Annotated in this window: 18 protein-coding genes, 1 other RNA gene and 1 pseudogene; 14 read left to right on the top strand and 6 right to left on the bottom strand. The window is 53.0% G+C overall.

What is annotated here, in order from left to right:
- Nucleotides 1–47: 47 nt before the first annotated feature.
- The 5 genes and pseudogenes from CIG75_RS14625 to CIG75_RS14605 all read left to right on the top strand — a co-directional run.
- Entirely contained in the window at nt 48–305 is a 258-nt protein-coding gene (locus CIG75_RS14625) for a hypothetical protein (RefSeq protein ID WP_094237301.1), read from the top strand.
- Between the two features lie 98 nt (nt 306–403).
- Nucleotides 404–804, top strand: an RNA gene (gene rnpB / locus CIG75_RS14620) — RNase P RNA component class A.
- Nucleotides 805–928: 124 nt separating this feature from the next.
- Entirely contained in the window at nt 929–1,573 is a 645-nt protein-coding gene (gene trhA / locus CIG75_RS14615) for a PAQR family membrane homeostasis protein TrhA (RefSeq protein ID WP_094237300.1), read from the top strand.
- Nucleotides 1,574–1,763: 190 nt separating this feature from the next.
- Nucleotides 1,764–2,018, top strand: a complete 255-nt coding sequence (locus tag CIG75_RS21290) for a helix-turn-helix domain-containing protein (RefSeq protein WP_265415075.1) — start codon at nt 1,764–1,766, stop codon at nt 2,016–2,018.
- Nucleotides 1,973–2,899, top strand: a pseudogene (locus CIG75_RS14605) (IS3 family transposase); the annotation flags it as partial. The gene CIG75_RS21290 and the pseudogene CIG75_RS14605, both read left to right, overlap by 46 nt.
- A gap of 55 nt (nt 2,900–2,954) precedes the next feature.
- Here the strand turns inward: CIG75_RS14605 and CIG75_RS14600 are convergent.
- Entirely contained in the window at nt 2,955–3,716 is a 762-nt protein-coding gene (locus tag CIG75_RS14600; protein WP_094237299.1) for a hypothetical protein, read from the bottom strand.
- Between the two features lie 94 nt (nt 3,717–3,810).
- Between CIG75_RS14600 and CIG75_RS14595 the strand changes: the two genes are divergently transcribed.
- Nucleotides 3,811–4,260, top strand: a complete 450-nt coding sequence (locus tag CIG75_RS14595; protein WP_094237298.1) for a gamma-glutamylcyclotransferase family protein — start codon at nt 3,811–3,813, stop codon at nt 4,258–4,260.
- Nucleotides 4,261–4,404: 144 nt separating this feature from the next.
- Here the strand turns inward: CIG75_RS14595 and asnB are convergent, their stop codons facing one another.
- Nucleotides 4,405–6,249, bottom strand: a complete 1,845-nt coding sequence (asnB, locus tag CIG75_RS14590; RefSeq protein ID WP_094237297.1) for an asparagine synthase (glutamine-hydrolyzing) — start codon at nt 6,247–6,249, stop codon at nt 4,405–4,407.
- A 96-nt stretch (nt 6,250–6,345) separates the two neighbouring features.
- Complete coding sequence (locus CIG75_RS14585; protein WP_094237296.1) at nt 6,346–6,912, bottom strand: DJ-1/PfpI family protein; 567 nt, start codon at nt 6,910–6,912, stop codon at nt 6,346–6,348.
- Nucleotides 6,913–7,035: 123 nt separating this feature from the next.
- Between CIG75_RS14585 and CIG75_RS14580 the strand changes: the two genes are divergently transcribed.
- A complete protein-coding gene (locus CIG75_RS14580) occupies nt 7,036–7,326 on the top strand; it encodes an antibiotic biosynthesis monooxygenase family protein (RefSeq protein WP_094237295.1) in 291 nt (96 codons plus the stop codon).
- A 58-nt stretch (nt 7,327–7,384) separates the two neighbouring features.
- Here the strand turns inward: CIG75_RS14580 and CIG75_RS14575 are convergent, their stop codons facing one another.
- Nucleotides 7,385–9,727, bottom strand: a complete 2,343-nt coding sequence (locus CIG75_RS14575; protein WP_094237294.1) for an immune inhibitor A domain-containing protein — start codon at nt 9,725–9,727, stop codon at nt 7,385–7,387.
- Between the two features lie 235 nt (nt 9,728–9,962).
- On the opposite strand from CIG75_RS14575, the gene CIG75_RS14570 reads away from it, so the two are divergent.
- Nucleotides 9,963–11,735, top strand: coding sequence for a UbiD family decarboxylase (locus CIG75_RS14570; protein ID WP_094237293.1), 1,773 nt, complete (start codon nt 9,963–9,965; stop codon nt 11,733–11,735).
- A gap of 49 nt (nt 11,736–11,784) precedes the next feature.
- Here the strand turns inward: CIG75_RS14570 and CIG75_RS14565 are convergent, their stop codons facing one another.
- Nucleotides 11,785–12,009: a hypothetical protein gene (locus CIG75_RS14565; RefSeq protein ID WP_094237292.1), complete on the bottom strand. Its 225-nt coding sequence runs from the start codon at nt 12,007–12,009 to the stop codon at nt 11,785–11,787.
- Between the two features lie 128 nt (nt 12,010–12,137).
- On the opposite strand from CIG75_RS14565, the gene CIG75_RS21475 reads away from it, so the two are divergent.
- The 5 genes from CIG75_RS21475 (at nt 12,138) to CIG75_RS14545 (ending at nt 16,708) form a co-directional block, all read left to right on the top strand.
- On the top strand, nt 12,138–12,272 hold the full coding sequence (locus CIG75_RS21475) for a hypothetical protein (RefSeq protein WP_265415039.1): 135 nt from the start codon (nt 12,138–12,140) through the stop codon (nt 12,270–12,272).
- 134 nt (nt 12,273–12,406) lie between these two features.
- Entirely contained in the window at nt 12,407–12,907 is a 501-nt protein-coding gene (locus CIG75_RS14560) for an NfeD family membrane protein (protein WP_094237291.1), read from the top strand.
- Between the two features lie 21 nt (nt 12,908–12,928).
- On the top strand, nt 12,929–14,434 hold the full coding sequence (locus CIG75_RS14555; RefSeq protein ID WP_094238448.1) for a flotillin lipid rafts scaffold protein FloT: 1,506 nt from the start codon (nt 12,929–12,931) through the stop codon (nt 14,432–14,434).
- Between the two features lie 203 nt (nt 14,435–14,637).
- The gene (locus CIG75_RS14550) at nt 14,638–15,819 is read left to right on the top strand and encodes a glycosyltransferase family 2 protein (protein ID WP_094237290.1); all 1,182 of its coding nucleotides are present in this window, start codon (nt 14,638–14,640) and stop codon (nt 15,817–15,819) included.
- A 259-nt stretch (nt 15,820–16,078) separates the two neighbouring features.
- Complete coding sequence (locus tag CIG75_RS14545) at nt 16,079–16,708, top strand: O-methyltransferase (protein WP_094237289.1); 630 nt, start codon at nt 16,079–16,081, stop codon at nt 16,706–16,708.
- A 143-nt stretch (nt 16,709–16,851) separates the two neighbouring features.
- Here the strand turns inward: CIG75_RS14545 and pckA are convergent, their stop codons facing one another.
- The gene (pckA, locus tag CIG75_RS14540) at nt 16,852–18,435 is read right to left on the bottom strand and encodes a phosphoenolpyruvate carboxykinase (ATP) (protein WP_094237288.1); all 1,584 of its coding nucleotides are present in this window, start codon (nt 18,433–18,435) and stop codon (nt 16,852–16,854) included.
- A gap of 247 nt (nt 18,436–18,682) precedes the next feature.
- On the opposite strand from pckA, the gene CIG75_RS14535 reads away from it, so the two are divergent.
- Nucleotides 18,683–19,519: an HAD-IIB family hydrolase gene (locus CIG75_RS14535; protein ID WP_094237287.1), complete on the top strand. Its 837-nt coding sequence runs from the start codon at nt 18,683–18,685 to the stop codon at nt 19,517–19,519.
- Nucleotides 19,520–19,526: the final 7 nt, after the last annotated feature.

The raw sequence follows: 19,526 nt of genomic DNA, 5'->3' as shown, positions 1-19,526 counted from the left end.
TTTTTTCTGAGACAAACCCATACAGTGGAGTATGGGGGTGAACGAGCATGGCTCATCTGATCATGAGCGCAATTGCACTCATTGCTGTTATCCTGGCATTTTCATACGCCTATTATCTCCTACATTTGTTGCTGACGATCACAAAATGCCCCGATTGCGGACGGATCATGCAAAAGGTGATGTATACAGAATTGTCGGAGGACAAAGAGCAGAAACAGGTGCTGTATGAATGCCGATTTTGCCAGTCGAAACGGATCAAAAAGAGCAGCATGCCGCGCGGACGAAAATTCACGTTGTACCCATGATCTGGTACTTGAAAAGAATCGGGTTGTGTTGTAAAATAGATCTCTGTCGGGAGGGTATCTCTACTCGTTTCGATTTTTCAAACTGCTTATAAAACCGAAAAGTAAGCTGGGCAGTCGCCGGTGCAGTGTCGAAAGACCGCACGGGAGGAAAGTCCGAGCTTCATAGGGCGAGGGTGCCGGCTAACGGCCGGTGGGAGCGATCCTAAGGATAGTGCCACAGAAAGAAACCGCCAGCGGCCCCCAATGGGGGTGCGGGTAAGGATGCAACGGTGCGGTAAGAGCGCACCAGCAGCATGGAGACATGCTGGCTAGGTAAACCCCACCCGAAGCAAGACCGGATAGGAGTCCACATGCGTCGGCCCGGCGCGGACTCGGGTTGGTTGCTTGAGCGTGCTGGCAACAGTACGCCTAGATAGATGATTGCCACTCCACAGTGCGAGGGTGACTCCCGTTTGCAGCACCAGGAGTACAGAACTCGGCTTACAGGCTTACTTTTCGGAGTCATATATAAGAAATGAAAGAACCCGGCGCGGGTTCTTTTTTTTATTTATTCTTATACTAGTCGGTCAGTTTTTGTAGTAAAATAGGTACAAAATAAAGTCGATAGAGGAGCGAGTGCCGGTATGTGGTTTTTGCGGTTTCGAGAGCCAGTCAATACGTGGACGCATTTGGTGACGTGTTTGGCGGCCATTGTCGGGATGGTACTGTTGATCGTGTGGTCGCGGGAAAGCGCGGCAAAAGTGTCGGTGATGGTCATCTACGGGTTGAGCTTGATCGTGCTGTTTTTGGCGAGTGCAGTCTATCATGCAGTTCGTTCGACGCCGGAGAAGATCTTGGCGCTGAAGAAGTTTGACCACATGGCCATCTACTTGCTGATCGCAGGCACGTATACACCGGTGTTGGCGTATGGTCTGGACGGGGCGTGGCGGATCACGATGCTCGCAGTCGTCTGGGCGCTGGCGATCGCTGGGATGGTCGTGAAATTGTGGTTGATCCATGCACCGCGCTATCTCTCAACGCTACTCTATGTCGGGTTGGGTTGGATCGCGGTGGTGCCGTTTGTCAAATTGATCGAGACGCTTCCGTCGGGGGCGATGTGGCTGATGTTTGCAGGCGGCGTGGCGTACACGGTCGGGGCGGTGATTTATGCGACCAAGTGGTTCGACTGGATGCCAGGCAAATTTGGTTTTCATGAGATCTTCCATCTGTGGGTCTCGGCAGGCGCGACACTGCACTTCTTGATGGTGGCGCGATACATTGCGCTGTAAGCCTTGGGCTCGAGCGAGAACTTGAACGGAAATAGATAAAGACCTGAACGTGGTCTGAGATAATCCCTTTTGTGTAGACAGTAGGAAGCAAGCCCCCTTACTGTTACTACACAAGGGGGATTTTCTTTTGGAAAAGACAGCGCGGAAACGAAAAACGTATTCACGAGAATTCAAGTTCATTGCGGTAAAGATGTATTTGGAAAAAGGAATGGGTTATAAATCGGTCGCAAGTGAGCTGCAGATCCCCGACCACAGCATGGTAAGGAAGTGGGTCAAAAACTACAAAACGCTTGGGGCGGAGGGCTTAGAGGAGCGCAGAGGAAAGACGAGAACACCGTTCACTGGTCGTCCGAGAACGAAAAAGCTTACGCTCGAACAAGAAGTGCAAAAGTTGAGAGCGGAGAACGACTTTTTAAAAAAGCTGTTGCTTTTGCAAAGGAGGTGAGAGGTAAAGCGAAGATTCGTCAGTGCTACCAAGTCATCCAAGATCTTACTGGTAGCTATTCAACGTCACTGTTGTGTGAAACCGCAGGAGTATCACGGAGTGGGTATTACAAATGGGTTCAACGTCGACAAATGATTACATCCAAACAAAAGGAGGAGCGGCAGCTCAAAAAACTTATTTTGCAATGTCATAAAGCAGTCCGAGGAACCTACGGTTACTATCGTGTTCGTGCTTGGCTACGTCGAAAACACAATCTCAAGATCAATCACAAACGTGTGTACCGGCTTATGAAAGAACTAGGTATCCAGTGCGTTGCAAGGAAGAAGAAACGCTGGTTTGGCAAGAAATCAGAGAATTATACAGCACCAAACTCATTGAACCGAAACTTTAAGGCCTCGCGGCCAAATGAAAAATGGGCGACAGATATCACCTACCTGCTTTTCAATGGACAGAGGCTATTTCTGTCGGTCATCTACGACATGTTTAACAACGAAATTGTCGCCTACCGCATCGGAGAGCGGAACGATCTTAAACTGGTTCTTGATACCGTCAAGCTCGCCAATAAAAAAAGAGATGTGACCGACACCCTTCTTCACAGTGATCAGGGGTTCCAGTACACATCTCACCAATATAACAAGTTGCTTCAAACATACAACATAGCGCAGAGTATGTCCAGAAAAGGAAACTGCTTGGATAATGCCTGCGTAGAGAACTTCTTTGGTCATCTGAAGTCGGAACTCATGTATCTCAACAAGTTTCGCACCAAGGCAGAGGTGATGAACGCTGTGGCTAGCTACATTCGATTTTACAACCAGCAAAGAATACAACGGAAATTAAATGACCTGAGCCCAGTAGAATACCGAACTCAGGTCTGTGCCTAATTCATAGGGTGGCTTTTTACCCGCTGTCTACTTGACAGGGATATGTTCAGTCAGTTCAGGTCTTTTTTTTGATGGTATTGATCAATTGCTGATCGGTCATTTCTTCAGCGAGCTTGCGAACTGGATCATCGCCATATCCTTTGGGACGGCCTTCCAATTTGAATTTGCCCGACCAGACCCCGGTGATGGCATAGCTTGTTTGTTGGGGCTTGGCATCGAGCGCAATCTCGTTGAGGAAGAGCAGGTAACGGCCAGGACCAGCAAAATCACGGAAGCTGTCATCAGGGATCGCAATGATTTTCTTGACGAGGGAAGCGTTCCCTTTGAGCACTTCAGCGACGCGATATGTTTCGCCTTCGTAGTTGGTGATGACGATCGTGTCGGAGCGATCGATCAGCTCATCGAACGTTGTCAGTTTACCGTTGCGGTCGATCATCTGTGGTTCGCCAAGAGGTTGGTTGAGGAAGCGGTTCCAACACCCCGTTTCCTGTTTGCAAGACAGACCGTTGATGGTGCGTGCCGTTTTGTTCTCAACGCGATAAGTGACACTGATGATCTGGTCATTGCCAAAGGTGCGGAGCAGAGCATCGTGGACAGATTTGACAAAACGCCCTTCGTTTTCTGCTGTCAATTGTTGTGCGCCTGGGCTGAGGGAGAGTTCGAGATTTTTGTCAGTCAGTTTGACGTACTGTAGACCAACCCCTTGGGGAAGGTTCTGTTCGATCAGCGGTTGCACCATGTCCGGTGTGGCTTTTTCGATGCAGCCACTGAGCAGAATCGCTGCGATTGTCAGCAACAGGAGCCGTCCGATTCTCACTGCCATTCCTCCCTTGCTTCTGGGCTTTTGTCTATTGTATCTTGAATTGTGATAGGATGGAACCAGCACAGGAAAAGATTGGAGGAAACAGGGGATGGCCTACTTTTTTGCCTATGGTGTCAGTACCGATCCGGAGCGCATGCAACAGGAGATGGGCGGGTACAAATCGTATCAGAAAGCGGTTTTGCCCGACCATGCCTGTACGTTTACGTATAACCCAGACTATGACGGAGGTGCGACGACGCTGGTCCAGAGTCAAGGGGATGAGGCGCTCGGTGTGATCTATGAGATTGAGGAGAGCCAACTCGCCTTGTTTGCAGAAGTGGATGCTGAGTATGCGCTGCACAAAATGCAGGTGCAGGCGGGCGGCGAATTGATTGAGGCCTATGTGCTGCTGCCGATCGAAGAAGAGACGTTGACTTTACCTGTATCCAACTATTTGGAGCGTGTGCGAAAAGGGTTGATGGTACATCATGCGGTGGAAGATGTGGAGCGTTATTTGCAGGCGGGTCTGGCACGGGTGACCTCCAGCGATCGTCACTAGTGAAAAGAGGTCGTACGGTGCGATTTGCCTGGTTCTGTTCGTGTTGGCAGGTCTCGCTGACGTGGCGATCTTGCTGTTCGCACCGCGCGCCTAACGTTACAATAAATCGAAGCCCTTGGCCGATCGGCCAAGGGCTTTTGCTATCTAAACCAGACGAACCTTGTAGTGGCGCATCCAGATGTCAATTTGGGCGAGGTAGGCAAACAGTTGCGGGCCTGCCATGAGTTGACCGAAGAAGGGGCGGACAAAGTTGGGATCGTCCGCGCGGGCGGCCACTTCGAGCAAGACATCTTTGTTGACCACTTGCAACAGCGGGCTCGCCTTGTCTTCGAGAATTTCCAACAACCAACTGCGCACCGCGTTGAGATAGGCTGGATTGTGCGTTTTCGGATAGGGACTTTTTTTGCGGTAGAGCACATCTTCAGGTAGCACGCCTTCCAGCGCACAGCGGAGCAGTCCCTTTTCGCGCTCAGCATGAAATTTCATCGCCCAAGGCACATTCCACATGTACTCGACGATGCGGTGGTCACAAAACGGGACGCGCACTTCGAGGGAAGCGCCCATCGTCATGCGGTCTTTGCGGTCGAGCAGGGTAGGCATCCAGCGGAACAGGTTGAGATAGGACATCTCGCGCGCCCGCGCTTCGCTTGGCGAATCCTCGCTCAGCTTCGGCACTTCGGCCAAAGCCTGTTGGTAGCGCTGATCGATGTAGCTCTGAATGTTGATCTGGGAAGCGTACTCTTCGTTTAACCACGAAGCACGGCCTTCGACGTTGCGCGACCAAGGGAAGGTAGCGGCGTTGACCATCTCTTGGCGGTAGAACCACGGATATCCGCCAAAAATCTCGTCGGCGCATTCGCCGGATAGGGCGACGGTCGCATCTTTCTTGATTTCTTTGGAGAACAGATAGAGCGAGGCGTCGATGTCGGCCATTCCCGGCAGATCGCGGAAGAGGACCGCTTCTTGTAAAGCGGTGACCAGTTGCGGCGTGTCGATGACGATGGAGTGGTGCTCCGATTCGATATATTCTGAGACGCGTTTGATCCACGGACCGTCTGGGTTGGGCTGAAAATCACTCGCTTGGAAATGCTTGTCGTTATCCACATAGTCGATGGAAAATGTGTGCAGCTTTTTGCCATCTTCTTTGTATTTCTTGGCGGCAAACGCCGTGATCATGCTGGAATCGAGTCCGCCGGACAGTAGCGTGACCAACGGTACATCAGATACCAGTTGGCGCCACACGGCGTCTTGAAGCAGTTCGTGCACCGTTTCCACCGTGGTCTTAAAGTCGTCCAGATGCGGCTTGCTTTCCAACTTCCAATAAGGTGCGATCGCCATTCCCGTGCGGTCGAAGCGCAGGTAGTGGCCAGGCTTTAGTTCGTGCACATTTTTGAACACACCATGACCGGGCGTGCGTGCCGGGCCGATGGCAAAAATTTCAGCGATTCCTTCGCTGTCTACTTCTGGTTCGATCAGAGGATGGGTGAGCAGGGACTTCAGCTCGGAAGCGAAGAGTAGGCCGCCGCTACGCTCCGCAAAGAACAAAGGTTTGACGCCAAGGCGGTCGCGGGCGATAAATAAGCTTTGCTCGTTGTCGCTCCAGATCGCAAAGGCAAAGATCCCGTTGAGCTTTTCCACACAAGCTGGGCCCCACTCGATGAAGGAGAGGAGTAGCACCTCGGTGTCCGAATGGCCTTGGAAACGGTGGCCGCGGGCGAGAAGTTCTTTGCGGATGTCTTCGGTGTTGTACAGCTCACCGTTGTAGATCATCGTATAGCTGGCATCGCCAAATGTGCGCGTCATCGGTTGGACGCCGCCTTCAGGATCGACGACAGCCAAGCGGCGATGGGCTAACCCAGCGTGGGGAGACAGCCAGATGCCTTCTGCGTCTGGGCCGCGGCGATGTTGCAAATCTGCCATTTGTTTGAGAATCGAACTCTGTTCTGTGAGATCGACTTTCCAGTCGATCCATCCGGTAATCCCACACATCTTGTTCGGTCCCCTCCCGTTCGTAAAGTCTTGCGGACGATCGCCCAACATGACATACCCTATGCAAGAGCAGAATCAGATGTGCAGGACATCAGTTTAGATCCCGTTGGGGCGGACTGACGCCAGCACTTTGGTTGCGATTTCCTGTGAGGCAAGCGTTTGGATCAACCAGCGGGTGAGGTCGATGGCGGCCAAGCACCCGGCGGCGGTGGCGATGCGGTCGTGGATCACAAGCGGTGCATCGAGCACTTCGACCCCCATCGCGGCCAGTTGCTTCATCCGTGTCGGATAGGTGGTCGCGGTCAGTCCGTCCAAGAGACCGAGTTTGGCGAGCAACAGCGAACCAGAGCAGATCGAGCCGATCAGTTGGCGCTTTGGATCGAGCAGACTGTGCAGTTGGGTCAGTACACTTGGGTCGGTCAGCAAGGTCTGCACGCCGGGACCGCTGGCGAACAGGACGGCGTCTGCCGTTTTGAGGAAGGAGAGACTGGCAGACATCGGGATGGTCAGGCCGTTTTCGGAAGTGTGGTGTGAGGCGGTCCCAACCAGTTTGACCTCCCAATTCGGGAGCAAATGGAAACGCGACACGCGGCTGAGCAAATCCCAAGGTAAAAAGACATCAAGGTCGGTGAAGCGGTCAAACACGAGGATGGCGATTTTCATGTGATCATCTCCCTTTGTTCAAAATATTGTCTAGATACAATGCAAATTCCTGCCCTGCAAGAGGTACCTGCTTGTGATACGATGAAGGGGTGAGACTACATATCGCAGGAAAGGGTGTTGTACATGTTTATCGCAATGAACCGTTTGAGCGTTCCAGCCGATTACCGCTCGCACCTTGAAGAACGCTTTGCTGGTGCAGGAGCACGCATGAAAGACGTGCCGGGCTGCCTCGAATATCAATTTCTGATCCCGAGCGAAGGCGACGAATTGATCGTCTACACCAAATGGGAATCGGAGGACGCTTTCAACGCTTGGACACAGAGCGAAGCGTTCAACCGTGCTCACCAAGGCGCGAACCCGAACTCTCCGGTCAAAGGCGATCTGCGCAAGTATGCGGTAAAGTATTCTTCTTAAGATCGATAGCTGTACACAGGAAAAGCGCACCCTTTTTTAGAGGGTGCGCTTTTGGATATTACTTGGAGATTTTGATGGTTGCTGCGGAGCGGTCTTTCGCTTCTGCAACCACTTCGATCTTCAGACCGTATTTTTTCAGCTTGAGACCGGAATCCGGGCTCGTAGCCGTCCAGAACGATTTTTTGTCATCGAAGCTCTTCTCAGCAGATTGTGCTTTGCTGCGGATGGAGTCGCCGCTTGCGTAGGAGATGTTGAGGTCGGTTCCTTTTTCACGCGAGAAGGTGGCATCCTTCAGTTGGAAACGGCTCGCTGCCACTTCACCGTCGTTCCAGCGAACAACGTTTTGGTGGGCGTCAACCACGCCAAGGAAGCCATAACCCGGGTGGAGGCCAACCCAGTTGTTGTCATACGCTTCGTTCACGTACCAGATCAGCATGCCCGGATCGTAAGACATGATCGAGTTGCCGCGCTTGATGTGGGACAGACCTTTGTCCACGCCATCATGAGTACGCCATTCTACCAGATAGTAGTGGTTGGTGAAGGAAATGCCCGTATTCTTGCTAAAGCCGTCCAAGGTGAAGGTCGGAGTTCCTTCTGCGCCGTCAGTAAACAGGACTGCCCCGTCTTTGGACACGGTTACGTTATCGACAAAGAATCCTTCGAGGCTAGCACCCCAGTCGGTGATGGAGCGGAATTGCAACAGAATCTCTTGGCCTGCATAAGCAGACAGGTCGATCGTTTCATGGATCCAGCCGCCGGAGTTTCCGGTGTAGCCCGGCAGGTTCTCTTCGATCGTCGGGTATGCGCCATTCGCCAGCTCCGACGAAGTATGCGGGGTGGACAGCGAGGTCCAGGTAGCACCGTTGTCGGTGGAAACTTGAGCAAACGCGTAGTCCCACGTTTCTTCGATGTTGTACCAAGTGTCGAAGTCGAGCGTTGCGGACGTAGCGCCGGTCAGATCGACGGAGCGCGTCATCACGTTGTCGTGTTGATCGCTTTTGCCGCCCCAGTACGAGTAGGTGCCGGAAGCAGGTTTGTTGACGACCACTTCGTTTTCCGGCAGGTCGATGCGGACAACATCTTCGTTTTTGCCTTTCGTAGTCGCTTGGTCAAGCGTGAAGGTCAGGCCCTTTTTCGGGATGTCGGAGAGCGAGATGGTTTGGCCATGCAGCCAGTTGCCACCGATCGACTCTTGGAAGTATTCCTTCGCAAACGGGGAGAAGCCGGTCGGCTCGGTGCCGCCGATCTTACCTGCCCAAGAACCTGCCGACATGAGCGACCAGTATTCAATCGGTTCACCATTGCCAGAGTATTGCGTGTCATATTCATCCGGTAGACCGAGGTCATGACCGTACTCATGCGCAAAGACGCCAGTTGCGCCGTCTTCCGGCATGATGATGTAGTCGAAGCCGGTCATTTGACCGCCCCAGTACGGAACGGTAGTCGAGCTGCCCGGCACTGCGTACGGAGAGGACAGATCCCAACGGTGAGACCAGATCGCATCGCCTCCGAGGCTACCCCCGCCAGCTTCTTCACCTACGCCGGCATGGATGATCGCGAGATGGTCAACGATGCCGTCCGGCTCACGGTAGTTGCCGTCGCCGTTGAGGTCATAGATGTCCTCTTGGTCATAATCTGACAGATTGATGCCAGCTGCAGCAGCTGCTGCCAGCGCGTCGCGGACCAATTGTCGCGGATTTTTGTCGTTGCCACCGGTGCCGCCAACGTTGCCACCATAGTAGCTTGCAGTGTGCGGCAGTTTCAGCCAGCCGATCACATCGCCGTCAACCGTATAGGAGCCGCCGGATTGTTGCTGATAGTATTGAGCCATCGAAACAAAATTTTCACCGTTCGGACCGGTATAGCCGTTCGGGGAGAACATCATTTTTTGATAATGTTCGGTGGTGTAATCCGAGTAGTACATATCGGTTTCACCTGAGGTGATGTTGTTGTGTTCGTAGTCAGCGAACTCAACAAGCAGAACGAGCAGCTTGTCTTCGCGAACTTCGCCTGTCCACGGTTGGGCTTTGGCCGGTTCGACTTTCTTTCCTTTTTTGTTGCCTTTTGCAGCCTTGTTGACCGCTTGAGCACGATCTTTGTAGGAATTGCTTTGGGCGATCGATACGTTCGGCTTCTTGCCTTTGCCGTTGATGTAATCTTTCATCGCCGCTTCTTTTGCATCTTGGCTGAGATTTTTGTTGATGATGCCGCGCTTCACCAAATAATCGATGTAGCGGTCGGTGTTGATGATGTTCAGGTCTGCCGGCGTGTTTTGATGCTCAGTCGCAACGTTTGCATCAACCTGTACCGGTACGGCAGCAGCTTGTACCGGGACGGTAGCAAACAATGAACCTGTGACCAACACGGACGAAAGGCCGATGCCGATTGCCTTTTTCTTCATTGTAATCCCCCTTTTTTTATGTGGAAAATTTACCTCTAGTAGAACGTAGTTCAACAAAAAACAGAAAACTCCTTCGCGAATCGAACGAATAATTGAAAAAATGACAAATAAAATGATATTTTATAATGAATTTCAATAAATATCCCTTCGTAATCTATTTGATGTGGGTTGAAAGGAATAGTTCTTGGAAATTTGGGCGTTATGGTACAATAGGGGATGGAAGGAGAGATTTGTTTTGCATCGAAACTTACGAAGTTTTATCCATACATTGCGCCAAGAGCGTGACATCGTTGAAATTACGGCCGAGGTCGATCCCTATCTGGAACTGGCGGAGATTCATCGCCGCGTCATTCAAGACGGGGGACCGGCCCTGCTGTTCACCAATGTAAAAGGCAGTAGCTACCCGGTATTCTCCAACATGTTCGGGACGTCGCGCCGCGTCGATTTGGCGTTTGGCCCGCGACCGGAGCAGTTGATGAAAGATATCGTCAGTTTGACTCATAAATTGGTACCGCCGACGCTCGGCAAGATCTGGGGGGAGCGCAATCTTCTGCTCGACGTGGCGAAGACCGGCACGAAGACGGTCAGTGCCGGACAAGCCCCGATCTTAGATCGGGTCGATTCACCTGCTAAGCTATCGGAACTGCCGGTGCTGACGTCTTGGCATGAGGATGGAGGTCCCTTTGTGACGTTGCCGCTCGTGTACACCGAGCATCCGTCGAAGAACGATCACAACTTGGGGATGTACCGCGTGCAGATCTATGATGATCAAACCACTGGGATGCATTGGCAGATTCATAAAGGCGGCGGCTTCCACTATCATGAGGCGGAGAAGTTGAACCAAAATTTCCCTGTCACCGTATTCCTCGGCGGACCGCCCGCTTTGATCGCCTCTGCGATCGCACCCGTGCCGGAAATGTTGCCAGAGCTGTTGCTGACCTCGCTGATCATGGGAGAAAAACTACCCGTTGCAAAAGATCCGCACGGCGGAAAATATCCACTGATCGCCGAAGCGGAATTTGCGATTGTCGGCCATGTGCCGCCGCATGAGCGTCGCGTGGAAGGTCCGTTTGGTGACCATTACGGGTACTATTCTCTGGAGCATGAGTTCCCGGTGCTCAATGTTGACCGCGTCTATCACCGCAAAGATGCGATCTATCCGGCGACCGTCGTCGGCAAGCCGGTTCAGGAAGACTATTATTTAGGTGAATTTTTACAGCGTCTGCTGTCGCCTGCCTTTCCGCTGGCGATGCCTGGTGTGCGCGATCTGTGGACCTATGCGGAGACAGGTTTCCATGCGCTGGCTGCGGCGGTCGTGCGCGAAAGCTACAAGCGCGAGTCACTGGTCAATGCGTTCCGTATCTTGGGCGAAGGCCAGCTGACCTTGACCAAGTTCTTGATCTTGACCGACAAGCCGGTTCAACTGGAGAACTTTACGGCGCTGTTTGAACAGGTGCTGGAGCGATTTGATCCGGCGCAGGATCTCTATGTGATGGGCAATACGTCGATGGATACGTTGGACTACACGGGGCGTCGCCTGAACCACGGTTCGAAGGCGATCATGCTCGGGGGAGGCGATCCGATTCGTTCCTTGCCTGACACGTATCAAGGGTCTGATCTGCCAGGGATTCGAAGGATTGAGGCATATTGCAAAGGCTGTCTCGTCGTCGAGGGGGCGTCTTTTGAGGAAGATCCGGAGTTGGCACCACGTCTGGTGGACTTGGCTGCCGACAAGCTGCGCGAGTGGCCGGTGGTCTTTTTGGTGGACGATGCATCGGTGGCCAAGTCGCAGTCGTCGTTCCTATGGACGACGTTTACACGTTTCGATCCGGCTCATGACATCTATGCCGAGTCTGAACTGCATCGCCATCACATCGGCTACAAACTGCCGCTGGTGATCGATGCGCGCATGAAGCCAGGTTATCCCGATGAAGTGGTCACCCGCCCGGACATCGATCAAAAGGTGTCGGAGCGCTGGACCGAGTATTTTGGGAAGAAAAACTTCTAGCAGTGAAACAAAAACCCCGTGGCGATCGATCGCCACGGGGTTTTGGAAATCAGAAGGGCTCTTTCCAGTCGGACAGCACTTGAATGCCGGATGCCTGCACCGTTTTGCGCAGTTGGTTGACGTTGACCAGATGGTCTTCGAACTCCACGGTGATGATGTGGTTGCCGGGGTCGGCCAAGGCGCGCTCGACGCCAAATAGGGCGTTGAGCGAAGTGGAGACACTGCGGTATTCGTCTGGCGATGCTTTTTTGATCATGATGTGTGCGATAGACATAAGAGAACACCCCCCTGACGTAAGTATGGATGGAGTGGCTTCTCTTTAGTCGATGGTCGGCCAGCCAAAAAGCGTCACGCCTAGTCTCGCCGAAGTTGCACACAATAGGTGCAGGAGGTGCTGATTCGATGACTGAACGCTCGTTGAAAAAGCGTCTTGAATGGCTTGACCGCAAAGCACGAAGTGGGAAATTGACCAAACAAGAGCAAATCGAACTGGGCCAGGCGTTTTTGACACCATCCTTTGAAACAGGAAAAAAATAAACTCATCTACTAGCATCCTGCCGATTGATTGCGGCCGGATGCTTTTTTGTGAAACTTTTCTAAACTTGGTTCGTATAGTTAGTTGTTTGGGTGTTCAAGCCGCGAATGATGAAGTGGTTAAGGAGGAATCTGAGTTGCTTGAGCTTTATTACGGGTGTTTGATCGGCGGAGTTCTATTCGCGGTGTGCGTGGTGATTTTCGGCGATCTGTTTCATATCCACGGACCTGATTTTTTAGATCCGACAGTGATTGTCGGTTGGGTTACCGCTTTCGGCGGGTCAGGAGTGCTGCTTTCGACCTATACGTCGCTTGACACAGGTACGATCGTGATGATGGCTGCCATGGTTGGGATCGTGTTGTCCTTTTTGCTCTATTTTTTCTATGTCAAGCCGATGAAGAAGTCGGAGAATTCGACCGGATTTTCGGTGCGGGACTTGGAAGGTAAAATTGGCGAGGTGTCGGTCGCAATCCCCGAGCAAGGATTTGGGGAAGTGATCGTCAAAGTGGGGGCCGGGAATACGAATCAGATCGCGGCGAGCTTTGATCGGGAGAACATCTCGACAGGAAACAAGGTAGTCGTTGTGGAAGTGAAAGAAGATGTATTATATGTTTCACGCTATGATCTATCGAACTAGACAGCAGGAAGGGGAATGGAGATGCCGAGTTTTCTTATGATTCCGGCGATTGTCGTCGGAGTGTTGTTGTTGCTGGCGTTGGCTTTCTGGGCGCGTTATAAGACGGTTGGTCCGGACGAAGCGATGATCGTGACCGGTTCGTTCTTGGGCGCGAAAAATGTGACCACCGATGAGTCGGGGCGCAAGATCAAGATTGTGCGCGGCGGCGGGGCGTTCATCTTGCCGATTTTCCAACAAGCGGAGTTTTTGTCGCTGTTGTCGCTCAAACTGGACGTATCAACGCCTGAGGTCTACACGGAGCAGGGCGTTCCGGTACTGGCAGACGGGGTGGCGATCATCAAGATCGGCGGCTCGGTAGAAGATGTGGCGACCGCGGCTGAGCAGTTTATGGGCAAGCCGGTCGAGGAGCTGAAATCGGAGGCGCAGGAAGTTTTGGAAGGTCATCTGCGTGCGATTTTGGGTACGATGACGGTGGAAGAAGTGTACCGCAACCGTGATAAGTTTGCGCAAGAAGTGCAAGGCGTGGCTGCGCGTGATTTGAAAAAGATGGGTCTGCAGATCGTCTCGTTTACGATCAAAGACGTGCGCGATAAGCATGGGTATCTGGAAGCGCTCGGGAAGCCGCGTATCGCGGCGGTAAAGCGTGACGCAGAAATTGCCGAAGCAGAAGCGGTTCGCGATGCGCGGATTCAAAAGGCGCTTGCAGAAGAGCATGGACAGAAGGCCGAGCTGGTACGCGATACGAAGATCGCTGAAGCTGCTAAGGAAAAAGAGCTGAAAGTGGCGTCCTTTAAAAAGGATCAGGATACGGCGAAAGCAGAAGCGGACCAAGCGTATCACATTCAAGAGGCCCGCGCGAAGCAGCAGGTTGTGGAAGAACAGATGAAGGTCGAACTGGTGCGCAAAGAGCGTGAGATCGACCTGGAAACCAAAGAGATCGTGCGTCGTGAGCGTCAATACGATGCGGAAGTGAAGAAAAAGGCGGATGCGGATCGCTATGCGGTGGAGCAGTCGGCAGAAGCTGACAAAGCGAAGCGCATGCGGGAAGCAGACGCGATGCAATATAAGATCGAGGCAGAAGCAAAAGCGAACGCTGAACAGAAGCGTTTAGACGGTCTGGCGATCGCAGAAGCGGAACGGGCGAAAGGTACCGCCGATGCGGAAGTCATTCGTCTGCGCGGTCTGGCCGAAGCGGAAGCGAAAGAAAAGCTGGCCGAGGCGTTTGAAAAATTTGGTCAGGCGGCGATCTTGGACATCATTGTGAAAATGCTGCCTGAGCTGGCTGGTAAGATCTCCGAGCCGATCGGCAAGATTGATAAGCTGACCGTCGTCGATACGGGCAAAGGTGAAGGGGCGGCACGAGTGAGCAATTACGTCACCGAACTGATGGCCACCGCACCGCAAATGCTAAAAGACGTGTCGGGGCTCGATATTGAAGCGATGATCAAAGGGCTCACCCAACGTGGCGACACCAAAACGGTGGTGCAACAGGCGCTCGAAACGGTTGTCGAGGAAAAGGTCGAATAGGGTAGGAAACAAAGCCAAATGTAGCGCCAGCAGGCGGTACATTTGGCTTTCGTGCTATACTGGGAGTAACACCCAACCTAGCGTGTGGGGTTGGAATGCTCCCATTTGCTTGGCGACCCGATCTTGATGATTGCATGAAAAGAAAGGAGATCCAATCCAACGTGTTGGTTGCGTGGATGAGGATTGAAGGGGAAGTGTGAAGCATGGTTGTCTGGCAGGTGATTGCCGTATGCGTGTTTGCCTTTTGGGTATTGATGATGGTGATGAATGCGCGGGGACTCAAGAAAATCCCGGAGCTGTCAGGGGAGCGCATCGACGGACAACAACCGTTCGTCTCGGTGATCGTGGCCGGGAAGGATGAGGAAGCGGCGATCGAGCGGACCGTAGAGGGCCTGTTGGCGCTCGATTATCAGAACTATGAGCTGATCGTGGTGAATGACCGCTCGGAAGATCTGACGGGAGACATTGTGGAGGCCCTGCAGAAGAGGGCAGCCGAAACTGGCTCAAAAGTTCGGTTTGAGACGATTCAAATTGCGGAACTGCCCGAGGGGTGGCTCGGTAAGAACCACGCGCTGCATCAGGGGTACTTGCGGGCGCGCGGCGACTACTTGTTGTTTACCGATGCGGATGTGCGCTTTGAGAGCAATGCGCTACAGGCCGCGATGGCATTTGCGATTCGCGAGCAGGCCGACCATGTGACGATGACGCCGACGATGGAGGCGAGCAGTTTTTGGTTGCGTGCGTTCGTGCACTATTTTTTGTTTTCGCTATGTTTGGTGATTCGTCCGTGGCTCCCGAACGTGGATGAGCAAAACAAGATCGGTTTTGGCATCGGGGCATTCAATTTGATCTCGCGCCAGGCGTATGAGCAGATCGGAACACATCGGGAGTTGGCAATGCGGCCGGACGATGATTTGCAGCTGGGAATGATGGTGAAAAAAGCCGGGTTGAGGCAGCGGCTGGTGACGGGGACGAAACTGTTGACTGTGGAGTGGTACCCGTCGCTTGGGGAAGCGATTCGCGGATTGGAGAAAAACACGTTTGCCGGGTTGAACTACTCGCTCCTGCTGGTGCTCCTCGCGGTGAGCGGGCAGTTGCTTGCTTTTTTCCTGCCCTTTGTCGGGTGGACGCTGTTCGGCTGGACAGGCCTGCTCTATCTGGCCTCGGTGTTGATGATGGCCAATCTGTATCTGCGCTACACGCGGACGCTCAGCCCCTATCAAGGGGAGGAAGTATTCGCACTTCCGCTGACGGTGCTCTTGTTTGTGTACATCATCGTTCGCTCCACCTACTTGACGCTGCGTCAGGGTGGGATATATTGGCGCGGGACTTTTTACTCGCTACAGGAATTGAAGAGCATGAAGCAGGGAAGAGGAATCTTATAACGATGTAAGGCGCGATCTGTTGCCCTTGAGATTTCCTTGGGGTGACAGGATAGAAATGTGCATAAGTATGAGGAGCGGGCAGAAATCCTGTTCCTCCTGTTGCGCAGGCGGGAACGGAATGCTCGGACTGTTGAAGCGTTGAGCACTTGCTGTTATTCGCTTCAGTTCTGATCGTTCGACTGTCACCTAAGGAAAGGAAACAGCTGTCGCGTAGGGAAGTAGTCAAGAGCATCAGACTTTTTAGAAGGTGGGGATACATATGTCAGCGATTGAGTATGTACGTGGTTTGTTTGGGAACGAAGATCAACTTTTGCTCGATGTGCGCCAATCGATCGTCGACCGTGAGATGCCGGCCATTTCGGTATCGCCAGAAGTCGGTCGTTATTTGACACAGCTTGTCAAAACGAACGGTGCCAAAAAGGTGCTGGAGATCGGGGCACTTGGCGGATACAGCGGCATTTGCTTGGCGCGCGGTTTGGCTGAGGGTGGCACTTTGACTTCGCTCGAACTGGAAGCGGAGTACGCTGAGTTGGCACATGAGAATATGAAAAAAGCGGGCTTTGGTGAGCAAGTTGACTACCGCCTTGGCGAAGCGTTGACCAGCTTGGAGAAGTTGGGGGAAGAAGGGGCGAAATTTGACGTCTTCTTTATCGATGCGGACAAAGTGAATTACATCAACTACTACAACTGGGCGCTGAAACTGGCCAATCCAGGCGCGCTGATCGTAGGCGATAACGTCTTGCAAGGCGGTCGCGTGTTCGACCCTGAGAACAACGATGAAAGCACGCTGGCGATTCGTGCATTTAACGAGACGATCGCGACCGATGATCGTGTCGATTCGATGTTGTTGCCGATCGGGGACGGCCTTTCTGTGACCCGAGTAAAATAGGCATCTCGCAGCGGCACAACCCGATTTGCTGCTCAAAGATTTGACGATGCCGGAGCGATTGTTCGCTCTCACTGAGAAGTGAACGTAAAACGCCCTGTTCCTTGACGGAACAGGGCGTTTTTACATACATCGCGGGCAAGCACTTACGCTTTCGGTGCAGCCGATTTGATCGCTTCCGAAACGCTTTCAAACTTGTTGAAGTTCTTGATGAAGCGAGAAGCGAGGTCTTTCGCTTGGGTGTCGTACGCTTCTTTATTTTCCCACGTGTTGCGCGGGTTGAGAACTTCGGTCGGCACACCTTCGACGCTGGTCGGGATGTCGAGGCCGAAGATCGGGTCCGTTTCATAGGTGGCAACGTCCAGCTGTCCTTCGATCGCCGCGGTGACCATCGCGCGGGTGTAGGACAGCTTCATGCGAGAACCTGTGCCGTAGCCGCCGCCGGTCCAGCCGGTGTTGACCAAGTAGACTTTTGCATCGTGCTTGGTGATCTTCTCACCAAGCAACTCTGCGTACACGGTCGGTGCCAGCGGCAGGAACGGTGCGCCAAAGCAGGTCGAGAAGGTCGCTTCCGGCTCGGTGACACCGCGTTCGGTGCCTGCGAGCTTGGAAGTGTAGCCGGACAGGAAGTAGTACATCGCTTGTTCTTTCGTCAGCTTAGCGATCGGAGGCAACACGCCAAATGCATCTGCTGTCAGGAAGACGATCACGTTGGGATGACCGCCGACGCTCGGCAATACAGCACCGGGGATGCTGGTCAGCGGGTAGGCAGCACGCGTGTTTTCGGTCAGTTGGTCGCTGTCGTAATCGGGCAGGCGGGTTTCATGATCGACCACCACGTTTTCCAGCACCGAACCGAATGTGATCGCGTTCCAGATCTCCGGCTCGTTCGCTTCGGTAAGTCGGATGCACTTGGCATAGCAGCCGCCTTCGAAATTGAAGACGCCGTTATCAGACCAACCATGCTCATCGTCACCGATCAGGTTGCGGTTCGGGTCTGCAGACAGGGTTGTTTTCCCCGTGCCGGACAGACCGAAGAACAGCGCGACGTCGCCCGACTTGCCAACGTTTGCCGAGCAGTGCATCGGCATGACGCCTTGTAGCGGCAAGAGGAAGTTCATCACGGAGAAGATCGACTTTTTCATCTCACCAGCATAGTGCGTGCCGCCAATCAGGATGACGCGCTTTTCGAACGAGACGAGGATGAACGTCTCCGAATTGGTGCCGTCCACTTCCGGGTCGGCCGAAAAGCTCGGCACTGCGATGACGGTAAATTGTGCGCTGTGCTCTGCCAGTTCCTCTGCGGTCGGACGAATAAAGAGCTGGTGAACAAACAGGTTTTGCCAAGAGTATTCGTTGATGATGCGAATCGGCAAGCGGTACGTTTGGTCAGCCCCTGCAAACCCGTCAAAGACGAACAGCTCATCTTTTGTTTTCAGGTGGTTCAAGACTTTCGAATAAAGTGCATCGAACTTTTCCTGTGAGAATGGTTGGTTGACCGGGCCCCAATGGACTTTGTCTTTGGAGAGGGAGTCTTCCACGATAAATTTGTCTTTCGGGGAACGCCCCGTGTATTTGCCAGTGGTTACGCTGAGTGCACCCGTAGAGGTGGTGATCCCTTCGCCGTACTTCACAGCAGTTTCCACAAGTGTAGGTACGGAAAGATTGCGGTGAACAGTCGTATTGTTCAGGATCTCTTGGAGCTCAGCGGTCATCATGTTCGTTGTCATGGGAAAAGTTCAGTTCCTTTCCTTTGGGGATTACTGTTATTATTATAGTAATCAAAAGTCGAAAATGGTGCAACACATTCTGACACTTTGTTACCCGTTTTTCTCGATTGTGTCATACTATTTGCTATAAGTATAACACAATGATTTGAGGACGGAAATCACTTTTTTCGTGAAAATTTGGCAGGTTTTTGTCCGATTGTAGTGTAACCAAATAAATAGGAAAAAACAATGAGGAGGCGGCCCTGAGATGATCAAACTGATTGCAATCGATCTTGATGACACGCTGATCGCACCGGATGGACATCTGCCGGAGGAGAATGTGACCGCTCTCGCCCAAGCGCAGGAGGCTGGCGTGCAGGTGGTGATCGCCACCGCTCGCGGATATGCGGGTACCAAGCGATTCCATGACCAACTGGGTCTGACCACCCCGCTGATCGTCTCGTCCGGTTCGAATGTGATCGAGGGACGAAGCGGTGAGGTGTTGCGGCGTCGTTTCCTGCCATTGCCGTTTGCCCGGGAGGTAGTTGCGTTTGCACAAGCGCACCAGATCGCACTTCGCGTCTATGTCGGGAACGAAGTGTGGAACAATCTCGACTATGATCCGTCCAATGGCCGCCAGCGCACGGTCGAAAAACAGGTGGAGCAAATGGCGGAGGCGCTGGTCGAAGCGCCTTTTCAGATTTTTGTAAAAGGGAATCGGGAGTCTGAACTGATCTTAGCGCAGTTTGGCGAGGCTGGGGAAGGCTACTGTTGCCGTCATCACGTCTATTCGGATGGTATTTCGGAACTGAACATCCTGCACCCGAAAAGCACCAAGCACGATGCACTGGCCGGCTTGTGCGCCGCACTCGATGTGCCACAGGAGCAGGTGATGGCGCTTGGCGACAGCAAAAATGACCTCGGGATGATCGCTTGGGCTGGGTTCGGTGTCGCGATGAGCTGGGCGTCAGAAGCGGTGAGAGCGGCGGCAGACTGGGTAGTGCCTGCCGATGCACAGCGCTTGACGAGCGATCCTGACGCGGAAGTCGCCGAGGCGGTTTTGCGCCATGTCCTGCACGTAGCGAAAGACAAGAAAAGTTCGTAGGACAGGC

Origin of the sequence: Tumebacillus algifaecis, assembly GCF_002243515.1 — a bacterium.
Taxonomy (GTDB): Bacteria; Bacillota; Bacilli; order Tumebacillales; family Tumebacillaceae; genus Tumebacillus_A; species Tumebacillus_A algifaecis.
The sequence above is the reverse complement of the archived record's forward strand: the minus strand, read 5'-3'. Positions and strand labels throughout refer to the sequence as shown.